General features: G+C 45.5%; 13 protein-coding genes and 2 pseudogenes. 4 read left to right on the top strand and 11 right to left on the bottom strand.

The annotated features are described in order from the left end of the window. Positions 1-171: 171 nt before the first annotated feature. The 5 genes and pseudogenes from AK965_RS04490 to AK965_RS04470 form a co-directional block, all read right to left on the bottom strand. On the bottom strand, positions 172-846 hold the full coding sequence (locus tag AK965_RS04490) for a tRNA (adenine(22)-N(1))-methyltransferase TrmK (protein WP_099078476.1): 675 nt from the start codon (positions 844-846) through the stop codon (positions 172-174). A gap of 160 nt (positions 847-1,006) precedes the next feature. Next, positions 1,007-1,321 (bottom strand): annotated as a pseudogene (locus AK965_RS04485) (transposase); the annotation flags it as partial. Between the two features lie 141 nt (positions 1,322-1,462). Continuing rightward, positions 1,463-2,701 (bottom strand): DEAD/DEAH box helicase, encoded by a 1,239-nt coding sequence (locus AK965_RS04480; RefSeq protein WP_099078475.1) that lies wholly within the window; start codon positions 2,699-2,701, stop codon positions 1,463-1,465. Positions 2,702-2,862: 161 nt separating this feature from the next. Beyond that, positions 2,863-2,985: pseudogene (locus tag AK965_RS20635) on the bottom strand (thioredoxin peroxidase); the annotation flags it as partial. A 184-nt stretch (positions 2,986-3,169) separates the two neighbouring features. Then, positions 3,170-4,171, bottom strand: a complete 1,002-nt coding sequence (locus AK965_RS04470) for an arginine deiminase-related protein (RefSeq protein WP_099078474.1) — start codon at positions 4,169-4,171, stop codon at positions 3,170-3,172. A gap of 403 nt (positions 4,172-4,574) precedes the next feature. On the opposite strand from AK965_RS04470, the gene AK965_RS04465 reads away from it, so the two are divergent. Next, positions 4,575-6,425 carry an ABC transporter ATP-binding protein gene (locus AK965_RS04465; RefSeq protein ID WP_099078473.1) on the top strand — a complete coding sequence of 617 codons (1,851 nt, stop codon included), beginning with the start codon at positions 4,575-4,577 and terminating at the stop codon, positions 6,423-6,425. A gap of 636 nt (positions 6,426-7,061) precedes the next feature. Next, the gene (locus tag AK965_RS04460) at positions 7,062-7,769 is read left to right on the top strand and encodes a DUF445 family protein (RefSeq protein ID WP_099078472.1); all 708 of its coding nucleotides are present in this window, start codon (positions 7,062-7,064) and stop codon (positions 7,767-7,769) included. Positions 7,770-7,835: 66 nt separating this feature from the next. Here AK965_RS04460 and AK965_RS04455 read toward each other — a convergent pair whose 3' ends face one another. Then, the gene (locus AK965_RS04455; protein WP_099078471.1) at positions 7,836-8,312 is read right to left on the bottom strand and encodes an Lrp/AsnC family transcriptional regulator; all 477 of its coding nucleotides are present in this window, start codon (positions 8,310-8,312) and stop codon (positions 7,836-7,838) included. Between the two features lie 318 nt (positions 8,313-8,630). Between AK965_RS04455 and AK965_RS04450 the strand changes: the two genes are divergently transcribed. After that, a complete protein-coding gene (locus tag AK965_RS04450) occupies positions 8,631-8,798 on the top strand; it encodes a hypothetical protein (protein ID WP_099078470.1) in 168 nt (55 codons plus the stop codon). Positions 8,799-8,804: 6 nt separating this feature from the next. Here AK965_RS04450 and AK965_RS04445 read toward each other — a convergent pair whose 3' ends face one another. Next, positions 8,805-9,053 carry a hypothetical protein gene (locus AK965_RS04445; RefSeq protein WP_099078469.1) on the bottom strand — a complete coding sequence of 83 codons (249 nt, stop codon included), beginning with the start codon at positions 9,051-9,053 and terminating at the stop codon, positions 8,805-8,807. A 593-nt stretch (positions 9,054-9,646) separates the two neighbouring features. Here AK965_RS04445 and AK965_RS04440 point away from each other — a divergent pair. Then, on the top strand, positions 9,647-10,108 hold the full coding sequence (locus AK965_RS04440) for a GNAT family N-acetyltransferase (protein ID WP_099078468.1): 462 nt from the start codon (positions 9,647-9,649) through the stop codon (positions 10,106-10,108). Between the two features lie 58 nt (positions 10,109-10,166). On the opposite strand, the gene AK965_RS04435 is transcribed toward AK965_RS04440, so the two are convergent. The 4 genes from AK965_RS04435 to putA all read right to left on the bottom strand — a co-directional run bounded on the left by AK965_RS04435 (position 10,167) and on the right by putA (position 16,202). Beyond that, positions 10,167-10,406 carry an RNA-binding protein gene (locus AK965_RS04435; RefSeq protein WP_099078514.1) on the bottom strand — a complete coding sequence of 80 codons (240 nt, stop codon included), beginning with the start codon at positions 10,404-10,406 and terminating at the stop codon, positions 10,167-10,169. 314 nt (positions 10,407-10,720) lie between these two features. After that, positions 10,721-12,214, bottom strand: coding sequence for a sodium/proline symporter PutP (gene putP, locus AK965_RS04430; protein WP_099078467.1), 1,494 nt, complete (start codon positions 12,212-12,214; stop codon positions 10,721-10,723). Between the two features lie 137 nt (positions 12,215-12,351). Then, complete coding sequence (locus AK965_RS04425; RefSeq protein ID WP_099078466.1) at positions 12,352-13,059, bottom strand: 1-pyrroline-5-carboxylate dehydrogenase; 708 nt, start codon at positions 13,057-13,059, stop codon at positions 12,352-12,354. Positions 13,060-13,070: 11 nt separating this feature from the next. Next, on the bottom strand, positions 13,071-16,202 hold the full coding sequence (gene putA / locus AK965_RS04420) for a bifunctional proline dehydrogenase/L-glutamate gamma-semialdehyde dehydrogenase PutA (protein ID WP_099078465.1): 3,132 nt from the start codon (positions 16,200-16,202) through the stop codon (positions 13,071-13,073). Positions 16,203-16,379: the final 177 nt, after the last annotated feature.

Below are 16,379 nucleotides of genomic sequence, written 5' to 3'. Positions count from 1 at the left end.
GCAGAACAAAGACTGCGTAAAATGAAGAAAAAAGAGAGAAAGAACGAGAAGATTCGTCCGCTAAGAACAGAGCTAGTAGCATGAGATTGGCGTTGTAGTCAGCTCAACCTTCCCTCACGTCGCCCATGTTCAATCGTGCAGTAATCGCAACAACGACACTCTATTCAAATATCAGAGCATGACCGACTGATAACTCTCTACAATCTGAGCAACGTCTTTTTTGTTGCCCTGCAGGATCCGGTTGTAATGGTTTAGGGTTTTGTCCAAATACTCTCTGCTCAACCGCGTTTGTTCTTCATTGGCGGCCAACCAAATTTTATCACCGACTAAGCTCACTTTTGCTTGCGAACTCTGCTGAGATGAAACATAGATAATTTCATAAAATCGGTGATTTTCTTTTACCAACACCTCGTCTTTTAAGCCAAAGTTGCGTTGATTCAAAACATGGCGCAGCTTAAATTGGTGATGAACAGGGCACAGAATAAAATCGATATCGAGTGTTGGGTATTGCTGATGTATGGCTTGTACAAACTCGGCGATCAAATCCCCGCCAACACCAGCGATGATCACCAAATGTTTACCCGGATATTGATGCAAAGGCAATGTCGCCACATCCAAACAGTGCACATGCCAAGCTGCTGATGTGTCGGAGTAAAAGCGCTGCAGCTTGCTCTCCACTGCCGATACCAACGGCTCGACAATATCGACAAAATGGATATTCGGTGCGATGTCACTATTGAGTAAAGCGGTACCGAGCAACCCATGATCGCAGCAGCAATCCCAGATATGAGTATAGTTAGGCTCTACAAGTTGTACTATTTGATTGAGTCGTTTACTGAGTTTCAAGAGTGGAATCGCCGGAAAATAAAGACCGACGTATTGTAATCACTTTAAGCCAATTGTGAATGTTAAATAATCAACTCATGTCCAAAAAAAACGCCGCGTTGTTAGCGTGGCGTCAGATTGCTGACGAACCCCACTTTAAAAAGTGGGGTTCTTTCGTATGAGCGGCGGCTGCAAGCCAACATAGCATTTGCACGTTCTTCAGCCCACAGAAGCGAGCATAACGGTGCCTGTGATACCTTATCTCCATCTGTAGGTCTTCCGTCCATACGCTGAAAGGCACATTTGGTTTGCTCTATCTACGACATTTGTATAGATATGCCGAGTAATCACCTTTTTCATGTTCTTACTCTGAGTACACTCATCTCTCTGTGGGCAGAACGCACACTCTTTCGGGTCTGTTGTAGATAAAGTGCCATTTCTTGAACGTATTCTTTGTTCGTGACGGTCTTCGGTAACCGAACAGGGTCAACAAGTTGGCGACCATTGTCTTTACAGTAGAGGTGAGCGACTTCGAGTTCGTAATGTTGAGGAGCAGGCTCTGAAGCATATTGGAGTACCCATATTTCGATACCCCTATTAGATCAAAGGCCCAGCCTGATGGTTCCAACCACAAATTTTATTTGACTCGTGGCGCGTGGCGCTTCGGTTTACTTTGAAACTGCTTAATGCTTTTTTTGCTATTCGTGCGTCGATTTGCTTTCTTGTCTCTCGGCGCACGTTTGCTTTCGCCGGTAGATGGCTGATCAGTGACAGGAAATCCCTCTAAATCTTGCACTGGCAGTTCACGCTGCGTCAGATTGCGAATGGCGGTTAGGGCCTCCATTTCACCATGGCAGACGAGCGACATCGCCACACCTTGCTTTCCTGCTCTCGCGGTGCGGCCTACTCTATGTACGTATGTCTCAGCGTGCATTGGCAGCTCAAAGTTAATCACGACAGGAAGCTGTTCAATATGAATGCCGCGCGCGAGTAAGTCCGTTGCGATCAGTACGTTCGTTTCACCACTTTTAAACTCAGTGAGCGCGGCTTCACGCTCGGCTTGGCTCTTATTCCCATGTAGTGCATTGGTTGAGATGCCCGCTTTGTTCAGCTTTTTCACCAATCCATCCGCGTTCTCTTTAGCACCAATAAACACCAACACCTGCGACCATGCATTTTGCTTGATTAACTCAATCAGCGCTTGGGTTTTACTGCCTTTGTTCACCAAATACAGCGTTTCAACGATATCTTTGTTGATGCTGTTTTCTTTATGCGCAGACACCTGCTTTGGAGAGTGCATCAGCTGCTTCGCTTTTTGCTTCAGTTCATCAGAAAATGTCGCTGAGAACATCGCCGTTTGACGCTTGCTTGAGATTTGGGCGGCAATACTTTGCACATCAGGCCAAAAGCCCATGTTGAGCAGGCGATCGGCTTCATCCAGGATAAGGTAACCAACACGGTTTAAGTCCAAGCCATGCTTGATAAGGTCAACTAAACGGCCTGTTGTTGCGACAAGAATAGCAGGGTTGTTCGCGAGCGCCTGCTGCTGTGGCTCTTTATCTACGCCACCACATAAGCAAACCACACTTAGATCTAAGCTTTGACCAACTTGATTAATCGCGTCACTTACCTGAATCGCTAGCTCTCGTGTTGGCACCAAAACTACCGCTTGTTGGCCAGTATCTGCACTTAGCTTTTCAAGTAACGGGAGGCCGTAAGCTAATGTCTTTCCGCTGCCCGTATTGGCTAATGCCAACACATCTTGGTCTACCAACATTTCAGGAATCACCAATGCTTGAATATCGCTAGGCTTGTTGATCTCTTTTGGCAACGCATGAATAAGCCCTGAGCTCAATGAAAGAGTAGAAAATGACATTTGCTTGGCCCTTTATCTGGAGGCAGTGAAAACGATGAGAGCGTGATAAAACGCAGGCGCGGACTTTATCACAATCTTTTTGGTGAACCACCTTGTTTTAGAAGAGTAAGCCCTTTCCGTTTTCAATGCCTCCCGCAGAGCCTATTATGCTAGCGGTGCGTTTACAGGTAAGAACCTCTAATTGGGTAGTTGTTCTCCGGGTTGCGGATGAACGCGACACCCGATAACAGCACATTGAGGTCTGGTCGAGCAAAAGGCCCATTGGAGATATCGATGGCCTGCACCAGCCTCGAGATGCTTAGTTCCGCGAGAATGACTTGATATAAAGACGAAGCAGCGATTAACGATGAAAATCTAACGTATTCATTAAAATTAAGAACGCCACTCCTCGAGAGTGGCATTCTGTACTCATTTAAATATCACGTCTCGCACCTCTTAATCGTGTGTTTGGGAAGCAGCGTTCAGGTATTACAACACAGCTTTACGACGAGGTAAGAACACTTCACCAAGCATGCAGCGCACAGAACCTCCGCCAATCGATTCTATGGTAGAAACATCAAACGGCAGCAATTTCCCGTGTGTCGCAAGTTGGTTTCGCTGCGCTGGCGAAAACGCATTGTAGGCAGATTGAGACATTGCAATCACTTTATCGCCGTTAACACTCTCCAACTGAAGAATATTGCCACAAAACTGATTCATCTGTTCCAGAGAAATCGAGATGACTTGCTTATCTTTTGCGAGTGATTTAATCACGAAGCGGCGCTCGAACTCGGGGATCACTTCATCACAAATGACACAAAACTGCTCACCGACCGCCATCATCACGTTGGTGTGATAAATCGGCGCGCCAGAAGGCAGTCGAGTTTGGAAAGAGATCACTCGCTCGTAGCCAATGCGCTTGGTGTACTCTTCTAATACGAGACGATCGCAGCGTTGCGAAAGTGCCGCATAAACCGTTTTATTAAAATGGTCGAAAACCATCACGCCGGTGCTCTCTAGATAGGCTTCATCTTCTACATAGCCTGTCAACGAATCTTGTTGATGCACTACACGTCCAGCATGTGCTAGCGCAGCCACTAAAGCATCTGGGCGCACTTCTTGCCGACGATTTTCACACGCCATAGGAAAAGTATAAAAGCTTCCTTCAGGCGTAGTACTAAACCAGTTATTAGGGAATACAGCATCCGGCGTGGCAACATCTGATGTTGGGTAATCAAATTCAACAACTTGCACACCTTCTTGGCGCAATGCTGCCACCATAGCAGAAAATTCAGACATGGTTTTACGCGACACTTGTTCTTGGCTAAGTGATACTTGGTGTTGAAATTCATTATCTTGTGCCGTTTCGTCATTGAAGCGAAACTCTTTCGGCGGCACCATGACGACACAGTTTGCAGTATGACGCAGAGCACTTTGTATGCTTTCTTTTCTTCCATGTGCATTCTGAGGCACTGATTCGTGTAATAGCATCCAATACATTCCTTCTCACTAGAATGATCAGATTGTAAATTTAATGTTAGGCATGGTTTTGCTGTTTTTATTAATGATTCAATCAATGAAAAGTGATATTTACTGCCAATAACGATTTTTACGCGACTTCTTATTGGGTGAAAGCGAGTTCGTTGTTTTCTAATCAAGGAATATCAAAAACAAGACACCGTTCCCATCACTGTCTATAACCTAATGGTTACATTTCAAAGCCAATCAGTTAGACTACTTTTTCACCCCTCACAACCTAAAATCGTCTACCTTTCTGGCTGGTAGACACAACAATATATCTTACCTCCATTCTCGGAACGCTGCCTCGTCCAGGGTAAAGATGATTTATGAGTTCAATGTCTGAGATGGCACAGTTTTAACTTTAGGATGAGTTATGTTTAAACGATTTGAAGGCTTTACCGAGCCGTTCCCCAGATCCAACCCTGATCAGCCTCCTTCAGGGATCTTTGCTTTTTTGCGTCACTATACTCGAGGCTATGAAAAGCCGCTGATCATCATGTCTTTGATGTCGACGATTGTGGCCATTGTCGAAGTCTCCTTATTTGGCGCAATGGGACAACTGGTTGACTGGCTTTCCACTAGCAACCCAGAGACGTTTTTACAAGACAATAAGGATACTCTGATCTTTTACTGCGCCTTATTGCTAGTCGTCATGCCTTTGTTAGTGGTGTTCTACTCACTGCTAATCCACCAAACCTTGCTTGGCAACTATCCGATGTCAATTCGTTGGCTCGCGCACCGATACTTGCTCAACCAAAGTCTGAACTTTTATCAAGACGATTTTGCAGGGCGTGTTGCGACTAAGGTGATGCAAACTTCCCTTGCCGTTCGAGAAACGGTGATGAAAACAATGGACGTATTCGTCTACGTTTCAGTTTATTTCACCAGTATGATTGTAATACTCGCCGCCTCAGACTGGCGTTTGATGATCCCAATGCTGGTTTGGCTTGCTGCCTACGTGGCGATTCAAATCTACTTTGTACCAAAGCTCAAAAATGTCGCCACAGAACAAGCTGACGCGCGCTCAACCATGACGGGGCGCATTGTAGACAGTTACACCAACATCCAAACGGTAAAACTGTTCTCACACAGCACACGAGAAACTGAGTATGCAGAACAAGGCATGAAAGGCTTCTTAAATACGGTTTACCGCCAAATGCGCTTAGTGACCGGCTTTGATGTGGCCGTTGAAATATCGAACTACATTTTGGTGTTCTCCGTTGCAGCCTTATCCATTTATCTATGGTTAGACAGTGCAATCAGTGTCGGAGCTATCGCCATTGCTATCAGCTTAGCACTACGAATCAACGGAATGTCAATGTGGATCATGTGGGAAGTCGGCGCACTGTTCGAAAACATGGGAACGGTCGTAGATGGCATGAAAACCCTCTCTAAACCAATAGAGATCAAAGACCAACCAGATGCCAACGATCTCAACGTCTCTGAGGGAGGGATTCACTTTGACAACGTGAGTTTCCATTACGGTGAGAAGAAAAGTGTGATCAGCAACCTCAACCTTAACATCAAACCGGGCGAAAAGGTCGGCTTAGTGGGTCGTTCTGGCGCAGGCAAATCAACATTAGTGAACTTACTATTGCGTTTCCATGACGTCGAAGAGGGCTGTATTAAGATTGATGGACAAGAGATATCAAAAGTAACTCAAGATTCACTACGCTCGAAAATTGGGATGGTGACACAAGATACATCGCTGCTGCACCGATCTATTCGCGACAACATCTTGTATGGCAACCCTGATGCAACAGAAGAAGCGCTGCTCAACGCGACCAAGCAAGCACACGCACACGAATTTATCGAGACTCTGACTGACCCATTTGGCAATGTCGGTTACGATGCTCAGGTCGGTGAACGAGGCGTGAAGCTCTCTGGAGGTCAGCGACAGCGGATTGCTATCTCGCGAGTACTGTTAAAAGATGCGCCACTTTTGGTCCTTGATGAAGCAACCTCTGCGCTGGATTCTGAAGTCGAAGCCGCTATTCAGGAAAGTTTAATCGAACTTATGCAAGGCAAAACGGTTATCGCTATTGCACACCGACTGTCGACCATTGCTGCTATGGATCGCCTAATCGTACTTGATAAAGGCAGTATCGTTGAGCAAGGCTCGCACCAAGAATTAATTGCCAATAATGGTATTTACGCTCAACTTTGGGCGCATCAAACCGGTGGGTTTATTGGCGAAGAGATCGAAAATCGACAAGACTCATAAAACCTATCTTCCCCCCCTAAAAGCGGCGCTTCTTAGCGCCGTTTTTTATATCATTTCGCTATAATCACGGCACCGAACCTATTATCGCCCGAAAAGCAAAACGCGACAACGATCACGTATTTTCTAGCCACCAAAACAAAAAAGGTGACATACACCACATTCTACTTATTAACATAGCGTCCCGTTGTGTATTCTAAAGCAGTGGACACAACGTAGAGCATTGAGCTGGCTTCATTTGTTACTTCACTTTTTAAGAAACAGCTATACTCAATATATGGCTTAGTTATTACATTAATAATAAGGTAATTGGCTTATGTGTAAATGTGGTTCAATGCAGATCGTAAAAGTGAAACCAAGTTGGGCTGACAAACTATTCGGCTACTCAGAGCGCTGGAAATGCCAACTTTGCTGTAAGATCTTCCGCTTCTAAAACACCAAAATAATAATCTTAGAGCTTCTAAGAAAAAGCAGTAGCCCGACAATAATTGTCGGGTTAATTTTTGGTTTCGACCAATTCCCTTGTGCTCTTTCTCCCCCTCACTTACCCTAAACCATTCCATCTAACCTAGCATCTCTAGGTAACTTGGGTATAAAATCATGCCTACTCATTACTTCTTCTATTCATAATTGCTCAATATGAACAAAAGTTTACTCACTAATGTCCTCGCTATCGCTTTGATGGGCGCAGGTCATCACATTCAAAATGATTACCTATGGTATGCAGGTCTATTTGCATTTTCAGGTGCAATCACGAACTGGCTTGCGGTGCACATGCTATTTGAGAAAGTACCAGGCCTATACGGCTCTGGTGTTATTCCCGCACGATTTGAAGAATTCAAATTAGCCATTAAAAACTTGATGATGGAACAGTTCTTTACCGAAGCCAATATCGACCGCTTCCTAAACAATGAGATGGCGGGTGGTGTAAACATTGACCTTCAGCCAGTGATCGATAAAGTCGATTTAACCCCAGCGTTTGACTCACTAGTAGAAGTGATAGAAGGCTCACAGTTCGGTGGCATGCTAGCGATGTTTGGTGGCGCAGAAGCCCTACAGCCAATGAAGCAACCTTTCATCGAAAAAATGCAGCAGTCCATTGTTGAGCTCAGCCAGAGCGATACCATTAAAGATGCGTTAAAAGAGCAGCTAGAGTCTCCTGCGATGATGGATGAAATCAAACATAACATCGAAAGCATCATCGAACAGCGCTTGAGTGAGCTCACTCCTGCACTGGTGAAAGAAATCGTGCAGAAAATGATTAAAGAACACCTAGGCTGGCTTGTCGTCTGGGGGGGCGTTTTTGGCGGTTTGATTGGCGTACTGACCACATATGTGAGCGCATAGATTGTGCCCGAGCAAAATAACAAAGGAGCCGCATGGCTCCTTTGTTCTATCTAAAAGTGCGATGCCTTAACTGATCAGCTCGGGATTCACACCAAACCCAGTTTTATGCTCTTCAATCACCACTTCACTACGAGTTTGAATCACACCAGGCAATGTTCCCATCTTACTCGACATAAATTCCTGATACGCTTTCATGCTCTTCACCCTCACTTTGATCATCGTGTCAAAGTCTCCTGATAATGAATAGCACTCTTCAATTTCCGGCATTAACTCTACGGCTTTAGCAAACTTCTCAAAAATGGAAAAGCTGGTTTGATCAAGCCGTATATGAATGAAAACTTGTACATCTAAACCAAGCTTTTCGGCATTGATTTCTGCATGATAGCCATTGATGTAACCCTCTTTCTCCAATCTTTTTACACGCTCGGAGCAGGGAGAGGTCGTTAAATTAACCTGTTTCGCCAATTCAACAATCGGGAGCCGCCCCTTTGAATGCAGCAATCTCAAAATTTGCAAATCAATCCTGTCCAGCTGGTAACTCATTCACTACATCCTTGCAACAATTCAAGAGTCGTTACATTAATAGTTACGCTTGGTTTTGCAAATCACAAAATCAAGAAGGTGTGAATTCCACAAGAATTTAACGATTGCTTTGAACAAAAAGCTCCGAAATACAAAGTGTACAGACCATGAATGCTTAGTTTATAAAATCATCAGCTTATCACTAAGATTTATAGTCAAACTTAATTATGTTAATAAAAAATGAGACAATGACCTTTGCAGAGAAAAAACTGAGCTTTAAAGAAAAGTACTACATCAAATGGTAAGGCAATAATAGGAAAAAAGAATTAGGAGAAAGTAATGTTAACCCTACAACTTGCGTACAAGCCATTTGGTGTTGGTGAATGGACGTACACGACCGTTTCACATGAGGTCGCAAAATTTTTGGCTTCAGAGTACGCATCATACGGTTGGCCAGTGATGGTCGATGGCCTACCGGTCAGTGCAGAAGAAGAACAGGCCGCTTAACCTCGTTCACATTATTGCCGATGTCTGTTGCGCTGGATGCTGAATAACTTCACCGATAGCGCGATGGTTACAGCTTCGGCAGTAGTATTGCGGCTCCATTTCATAATAATGTTCACCGGTTACAAACTTCGCCATCAGTTGTGTAAAACTTACGACTTTGTCAGTCAATGTTTCTACTTGCTCGGGCTCACTACGCTTCATAATCACTTTATGCTGCGTCGATTTTCTGCATGCTGAGCAATAAATATCCGGCATTTCCTTTCTCCCTTCTTTTGCTGTACTACTGACAATTGACACATTCTGTTCAAAATAATTCCCTAAAGAAAAAGGCCAATCTTTTTTTTGAGTACTACGTTCAAAAAATACCAATAAAAAATAAAAAACTGAGACATTGGTCTGACCTCTTATTCACCCCTTTTTGGACAATATTACGCCATACAGCCAATAAATTCGACATATTGTCTATCAGTTAAGCTAAGCGATATTCTACGCGGTCTTCGAGCATGGCGCTGTTCTGTCCAAATTCATTCTTTTCGCTCATTTCATTCATAGTTTGGATAATTTACAGTGTGAATTACGACCAGTACGTTGTTGTCATTCATGTATCTGGTAACCCCAAGATGCTAGGGTAACGGACATAATTTGGTTTGTTCACGTCGCAATGATTTGAAGAGCGCATAGTGCTAAATTTAAAAGTCGCACACGACGTATGCAAGACAACACAAAAAGGCGCAATGGGAGAGATTTGATGCTCTACACTGCGAACGACGCACATCAAGTCCCCAATTCGGACAATTTCGATCAGCAGCAGTTAGAAGAATTAATAAAGACACTTGAAGAGAAGATTAATGCCCGAGATAACTCAAACCCAAATTGAAGATATCATCGCGGTTGCGGAGTTAGTCTCTAAAACAACGCAACAACATATTCTTGAGCATTTCACGCCGGAAGGGAAACAACGATTCCTCGCGAAAATTGAGCAGGATGTGACTCAAGCGATCACTCACACGAACTTTGTTACGCTAAAAGTCATAAGCGGTACTAAGATTGTTGGTTTTGCCGCGCTCAAAGATGGCAACTATCTCACGCACTTGTTTGTCGCCACTGAGGAGCAAAATAAAGGCTTGGGTAAGTTGCTGCTTAACGCGATATTAGAGCATACCAAACGCCTGCCAGGAACTTCGGTACGCCTTCGTTCTGCCCCAAATGCCGTCCAGTTCTACCAACAACACGGTTTTGAGCCAACTGACACTATCTACGAAAAGCAAGGCATTCGCTATGTGCCGATGTCTTTGAACGTCTCCATTTAGAAAATACGTCAAAGGTTGAAGATAAAAAGCCAGCGTGGATGCTGGCTTCTATTCGGTGTTAGTCTTGAGCGACTTTCACGCGGATCGCGTTTTTTGCAACCTGAGACAGGTTCAACGCTTTAAGAGCAGAAGCCGCTTCTGCTTCATCAGGCATGATCACAAAGCCAAAGCCTTTCGACAGACCAGTATCTTGATCCAACACTAGCGTGCAAAGTTCAACTTTGCCGTAGTTTGAAAACAGCTTGCGGATCTCTTGCTCCGTGGTTTCACGAGCCAAGTTACGAACTAAAAGTTTCATATTTAACCATTTGGTATTTTTTGACACTTCGATTCTCGCAGTTTATTCCTAGTAAACCAAGTTAATAATCAGCGTCACCCAACGGAATCTATCTAAGTGTATCTGTTTAAATGACTTTTAGTTATGCTAAAGAGATCCGCTCAAACTAACATCAAAACGTAGCTCATGCAGCTAAAACACACCAAACCGCCATGTGTAGCCAGAATACATTTGCGGCGCACCTTCTTTGGATCCCCATATACTGAACATAAACTATGATTGAGGCGACAAAAAAGCCCGCGAAGATCGCGGGCTTAGTTTTGACTCAAGAAGAATTAATCTAGTTCAACCAGTTTCTTCTCGTACTCTTTATATTGTTCGATAACTTCTTGCGTCGCACCACCAGTCATCTTGCTCACAAGCACGATAGCGATGGTAGAGAAGATGATTCCTGGAACAATCTCATACACATCAAACCAACCGCCCGTCAGTTGTTTCCATACGACGATAGTAATGCCACCCACTAGGATGCCCGCCAAGGCACCGTTACGGTTCATACCATTCCAGTAAAGGCTTAGTACTACGGCAGGGCCAAATGCAGCACCAAAGCCAGCCCACGCATAAGATACCAGACCTAAAACTGAACTGTCTGGCGTCATCGCTAGGAACAGAGCAATAAGAGAAATCACGATAACACCTACACGGCCAATCATCACCACTTCTTCAGAAGAAGCGTTAGGTTTGATCACCTGCTTGTAGAAATCTTCTGCAAGTGCAGATGACGATACAAGCAGCTGAGAATCCGCCGTACTCATTACTGCCGCTAGAATGGCCGCAAGTAGGATACCTGCAATCACCGGGTGGAATACGGTGTTCACCAACAGCATAAAGATTTTTTCACCGTCATCGAGCTGCGTACCAGGGTGGTTTGTCACCCATACCAAACCCACTAGGCCGATCAACAGTGCACCCGTCATAGAAAGTGCAGTCCAACCCACTGCGATACGGCGCGCAGTCGTCAGATCTTTGTTTGAACGTGATGCTTTAAAGCGAGCCAAAATATGTGGCTGACCAAAGTAACCCAAGCCCCAAGCAACGAGTGAGATGATCGCGATTGCAGATAGAGGTTCACCATTGACATCATTCCAAAGTGTCAGCAACTCTGGGTTAATATCGCGCATGTCAGTAGCAAGTTGACCTAACCCACCATCCATAACGGCAACTGGCACGATCATTAATGCCGCGGCCATTAGCAAGCCTTGCACCAAGTCGGTCCAAGATACTGCTAAAAAACCACCAAACATTGTGTACGAAACCACACATACGGTACCAATAACAACCGCGATGCTGTAATCCAAGCCAAATACGGTTTCAAACAATTTCCCCCCTGCGACCAAGCCAGAACTGGTGTAGAAAAGGAAAAACAGAAGAATAAAGAACGCAGAGATTGTCTGGATCAGTTTCGACTTATCGTTAAAACGACGCGATAAAAATTCTGGCAGTGTCAGTGAATCGGTTTGAATACTGAACGTACGTAGACGTTTCGCGTTGATTAACCAGTTTGCCCATGTCCCCACCAATAGACCACCAGCTAGCCAAAACGCTTCAATACCTGCCGCATACGCATACCCCGGAAGACCGAGTAGCAACCAACCACTCATGTCTGATGCGCCTGCAGAAAGTGCCGCAGGCCAAGGGCCAAGGCTACGACCACCTAGAAAGTAGTCCGATGAATTGGAAGTTCTTTTATACGCATAGACGCCAATGGCAACCATAATTAACAAATACGCCACGAATGTGGTCGTGATAGCAAAACCATTTTCTATCATTAGATAGTCCTCGTTATAATTATTTCCTTCCTTGCCTTCTTTGATATTTTGCCGTCTCAGCAATACACCAAAACAAGAGAGACCAACCCAAATGAGCTCTACGGCTCTTTGTTGTTAGGTTGGCACCACAAGTCAGGTTAGTGAGAGTCGCTCCCCAACTCGAGTAGAGTTGCGTTGCCGCCCACCGCCGTAATATTTATCGTTCGAGTACGCTCAGTAATAAAGCGTAACGACAAATGAGGATCGTGAGCCACTGTCGGTGACTCTAAATCCGTTTCAGAAACTAAGCCGACGATAGCACCGTCACGCTTAGCCAATTGCAAGTTAAGCGCATGCTCAACCTGTGAATACCCAACATAGCCCACACTGCGCACGTCACTGTCTAGCAATAGGCCAGACGCATCGTACGCAACCACTTGGACTACATTTGATGGGAAGTTAGTTGACGCCAAAGCTTGCTTAACCAATTGATTAAGCTCTGCATTGTCGCTACAAATCACCACACTGTTCCCTGCAATTAGGGCGCTGGTGATCATTGCAAAAGTGCTGTATAGCGCATTCTCGGTGTTTTCTAGGTTGTTTTCACAAACCACCAAAGCCACACCGCGACCCGCAGCATACAGCTCGTTAGTTTCTCCCGTAGGTCCTACTAACTGATGTGTTTCTGCTAAAAGTGTAGACGCTTGTTGCAAATGGAAAGACACCACTTTGCCAACCACAGCATGCTGCGCTTCAACAGCAGATTTAAATGCCAGCAAATGCTCACACTTATAATCAAAATCGGTCAGATTCCACTGCTCCCACGCAGAGAATGCATCTTTAAAATACGTAATCTGATGAACCATAATGCGACTCCTTATGCCTGCTCTGCTTGAACAAGATGTTGTAGAGTGAAGCGGTATAGGTAGTGAGGACCACCCGCCTTCGGACCCGTACCAGACAAGCCTTGACCACCAAATGGCTGAACGCCCACGACAGCACCAACCTGATCACGGTTGATGTAGCAGTTGCCTACACGAGCGTGTTTTTCAATCCAACGGTAAGTGGTTTCGTTACGGCTGTGGATGCCCATTGTGAGACCAAAACCCGTTTGGTTGATTTGCTCAACCACGTTTGGCAACTCAGATGCTTTAAAGCGAACAATGTGCAAGATAGGACCGAATTGCTCTTCTTTCAGAACATCAATGCCCGAGATTTCGAACGCGCTTGGCGATACAAAATCACCGTGCTGACAAGCTTCATCCAATTGAAGCTGCGCAACTTTGGTTTGCGTGTTCGTCATGTGTTCAAGGTGAGCAAGGAGTTTGTTTTTTGCATTGCTGTCGATAACCGGACCCACATCGGTTTTATGTAGATAAGGGATACCAACATGCAGTTCATTCATCGCACCTTGGATCAGGTTGATGATGTGATCCGCTACGTCTTCTTGAACAAACAGCACTCGCAGAGCAGAACAACGTTGACCTGCAGAAGCGAAAGCAGAACGAATCACGTCACGCACAACCTGCTCTGGCAGTGCAGTACTATCAACAATCATAGCGTTTTGACCGCCAGTTTCAGCGATAAACGGCACTGGCTTCGCGCTGCGTTCGGCAAGCGTCACGTTGATGCGCTGCGCCGTTGCTGTCGAACCAGTAAATGCCACACCTGCGATAGCATCGTGAGATGTAAGTGCATGACCAATTTCACCACCACGACCCGGCAATAGCTGAATCACACCCGCAGGGAAACCTGCTTCTAGCATCAATTCAATCGCACGAGCGGCAATTAAGCTGGTTTGCTCAGCTGGCTTGGCCACAACCGTGTTACCTGCGACAAGTGCCGCTGTCACTTGACCAAGGAAAATCGCCAGAGGGAAGTTCCATGGACTGATACAAACGAATACGCCTAAACCTTCGCGGCTAGAAATGCGCTTCACGCCATCAAAGCCTTCCAACTCGAATGGTTGAAGGTTTTGCGCTTGTTTGGCGTAGTAACGACAGAAATCGACCGCTTCACGCACTTCATCAATGCTATCGTGAATCGTCTTACCTGCTTCTTGATGACAAATCGCCACCAGCTCCGCGAGGTTTTCTTCCATCAGATCCGCAAGCTTGTCTAAACATGCGGCTTTTTGTTCAATCACCGTACCTTTCCAATCAGGAAATGCAGCATCAGCGGCTTCGATCGCAGCGGAAACATGATCAAGGTTTGCGAAAGCCACCTGACCCACTTCGATACGACGATCGTAAGGTGCGGTAATGATCTCTGCTGAACTTTCCTTGATCATGCTTTCGGCATGCTTCTCGCCATTGATGATCGGACCCGCCATCCATTGCTGAGTTAGGAAGCTTTCAACTTGCGCTTCAAATGGGTTCGCTTCGCTGTCGATATCAACGTTCACACCGTATGAGTTTTTACGCTCTGGGAAGATATCCGTTGGCAATGGAATTTGACCGTTATTCAGCGTGTCGAAGCGGGTTAGCATATCCACTGGATGCTGCGTCAGCTCTGAAATCGGGCAACGCGCATCCACCAAACGATGCACAAACGAGCTGTTCGCGCCGTTTTCTAGCAAGCGACGAACCAAGTAAGGCAGCAGGTCCGCATGGCTACCAACTGGCGCGTAAATACGCACAGGCTGACCGTAAGTGTCCATCACATGATTATAAAGCGAATCACCCATACCATGCAGACGTTGGAATTCGTAATCTTTGTGCGCGGCCATCACGGCAATCGCAGTCACGGTGTGTGCATTGTGACTCGCAAACTGCGGGAAGATATTGCCACGCACGCCTTCACTTAGTAGGAAACGTGCACACGCGAGATAAGAGACATCAGTGGCTTCTTTACGAGTGTAAACTGGGTAGTTGGTGTAACCCGCTTGCTGCGACCATTTAATTTCGCTGTCCCAGTACGCGCCTTTTACTAGACGTAGTGGGATAAGATCGCCCTGCTCTTTCGCTAGACCGTTCAACCACACCAGGACCGGTAGTGCGCGTTTTGAGTAGGCTTGTACCACCAACCCAAACTTGCCCCAACCTTTCACTAGGTCACTGCGGTATAGCTTTTCAAACAGTTTTAATGACAGCTCTAGGCGATCAGCTTCTTCTGCGTCAATCGTGATAGCAACGTCCACTTCAATCGCACGCTTGAGCAGTTGCGTTAGCGTGTCGTAAAGCTCAGTCATCACGCGCTCTTCATTCGCCACTTCGTAACGTGGATGAAGTGCAGACAGCTTGATAGAGACAGAAGGCGCAGGACTCGTGTCACTGCCATACGTTTCACGACCAACAGCTTCGATCGCCATTAGATAATCTTTGAAGTACTTGCTTGCATCTGCCGTAGTTAGCGCTGCTTCACCCAACATATCAAATGAATAAGTGAAACCTTTGTCGCGCATTGGACGGCCATTCTTTTGCGCTTCTTCAATCGTACGACCACGTACAAACTGATGACCCATGATCTTCATTGCCTGATACATGGCTTTACGAATCACCGGTTCTGAGAATTTGTTCACCAGACGGTTTACAGCCTGACCTGGGCTCTGGGTTTCTTGCTCACCAAGGCCAATCACTTTACCCGTGAGCATTAGGCCCCAAGTTGATGCGTTAACGAACACCGAATCAGAACTCTTAAGGTGAGATTTCCAATCAGCCACGCTTAACTTGTCTTTAATCAGTGCATCAGCCGTTGCTGAATCTGGAATACGCATCAACGCTTCTGCAAGACACATCAGCAAGATACCTTCTTGGGTATCTAAACTGTACTCCAGCAGCAATGCATCAATCATTTGGATTGATTTCTTATCGGCCCGAATGGCTTCAATAAGTTGGGTTGTTTGGGTCGTGATTGCCGATTTTTCTTCCGCTGTCGGCGTTGCTAGTGGCAATAGTTGCTCTAGCCATTGAGACTCGTCCACCATATACAATGGCGAGATCAGTGACCACAAGTTATCAAGCGACTGCTCGATAAATTCCGGTGCTAACACGTTCGTTGCTGTAAACATGCGTTTTCCTCAATCTCTCTCCTCGAAAACCGCTTCGAGGCTCATCAATGGCTGGCAGTGTATTTTGAGGGCATAAAGAATACTTGTCAAAAACTCCGAGTTTTTTGCTAAATACTCGCTTTTATAACAAAACATCTACATAGTCACACATAAATAGATAATATATTGTGTTGTAAA

This window comes from Vibrio sp. PID17_43 (genome assembly GCF_002608565.1).
GTDB lineage: Bacteria > Pseudomonadota > Gammaproteobacteria > Enterobacterales > Vibrionaceae > Vibrio.
This window is presented reverse-complemented; position numbering and strand designations above follow the sequence as displayed.

Bases quoted from the DNA above. Each gene is read 5' to 3' on its own strand.
- putP (WP_099078467.1), bottom strand. From the start codon at position 12,214: ATGATAGAAAATGGTTTTGCTATCACGACCACATTCGTGGCGTATTTG.
- AK965_RS04425 (WP_099078466.1), bottom strand. From the start codon at position 13,059: ATGGTTCATCAGATTACGTATTTTAAAGATGCATTCTCTGCGTGGGAG.
- AK965_RS04435 (WP_099078514.1), bottom strand. From the start codon at position 10,406: ATGAAACTTTTAGTTCGTAACTTGGCTCGTGAAACCACGGAGCAAGAG.
- AK965_RS04450 (WP_099078470.1), top strand. From the start codon at position 8,631: ATGTTAACCCTACAACTTGCGTACAAGCCATTTGGTGTTGGTGAATGG.
- AK965_RS04460 (WP_099078472.1), top strand. From the start codon at position 7,062: ATGAACAAAAGTTTACTCACTAATGTCCTCGCTATCGCTTTGATGGGC.
- AK965_RS04465 (WP_099078473.1), top strand. From the start codon at position 4,575: ATGTTTAAACGATTTGAAGGCTTTACCGAGCCGTTCCCCAGATCCAAC.
- AK965_RS04480 (WP_099078475.1), bottom strand. From the start codon at position 2,701: ATGTCATTTTCTACTCTTTCATTGAGCTCAGGGCTTATTCATGCGTTG.
- putA (WP_099078465.1), bottom strand. From the start codon at position 16,202: ATGTTTACAGCAACGAACGTGTTAGCACCGGAATTTATCGAGCAGTCG.
- AK965_RS04455 (WP_099078471.1), bottom strand. From the start codon at position 8,312: ATGAGTTACCAGCTGGACAGGATTGATTTGCAAATTTTGAGATTGCTG.
- AK965_RS04445 (WP_099078469.1), bottom strand. From the start codon at position 9,053: ATGCCGGATATTTATTGCTCAGCATGCAGAAAATCGACGCAGCATAAA.
- AK965_RS04440 (WP_099078468.1), top strand. From the start codon at position 9,647: ATGCCCGAGATAACTCAAACCCAAATTGAAGATATCATCGCGGTTGCG.
- AK965_RS04470 (WP_099078474.1), bottom strand. From the start codon at position 4,171: ATGCTATTACACGAATCAGTGCCTCAGAATGCACATGGAAGAAAAGAA.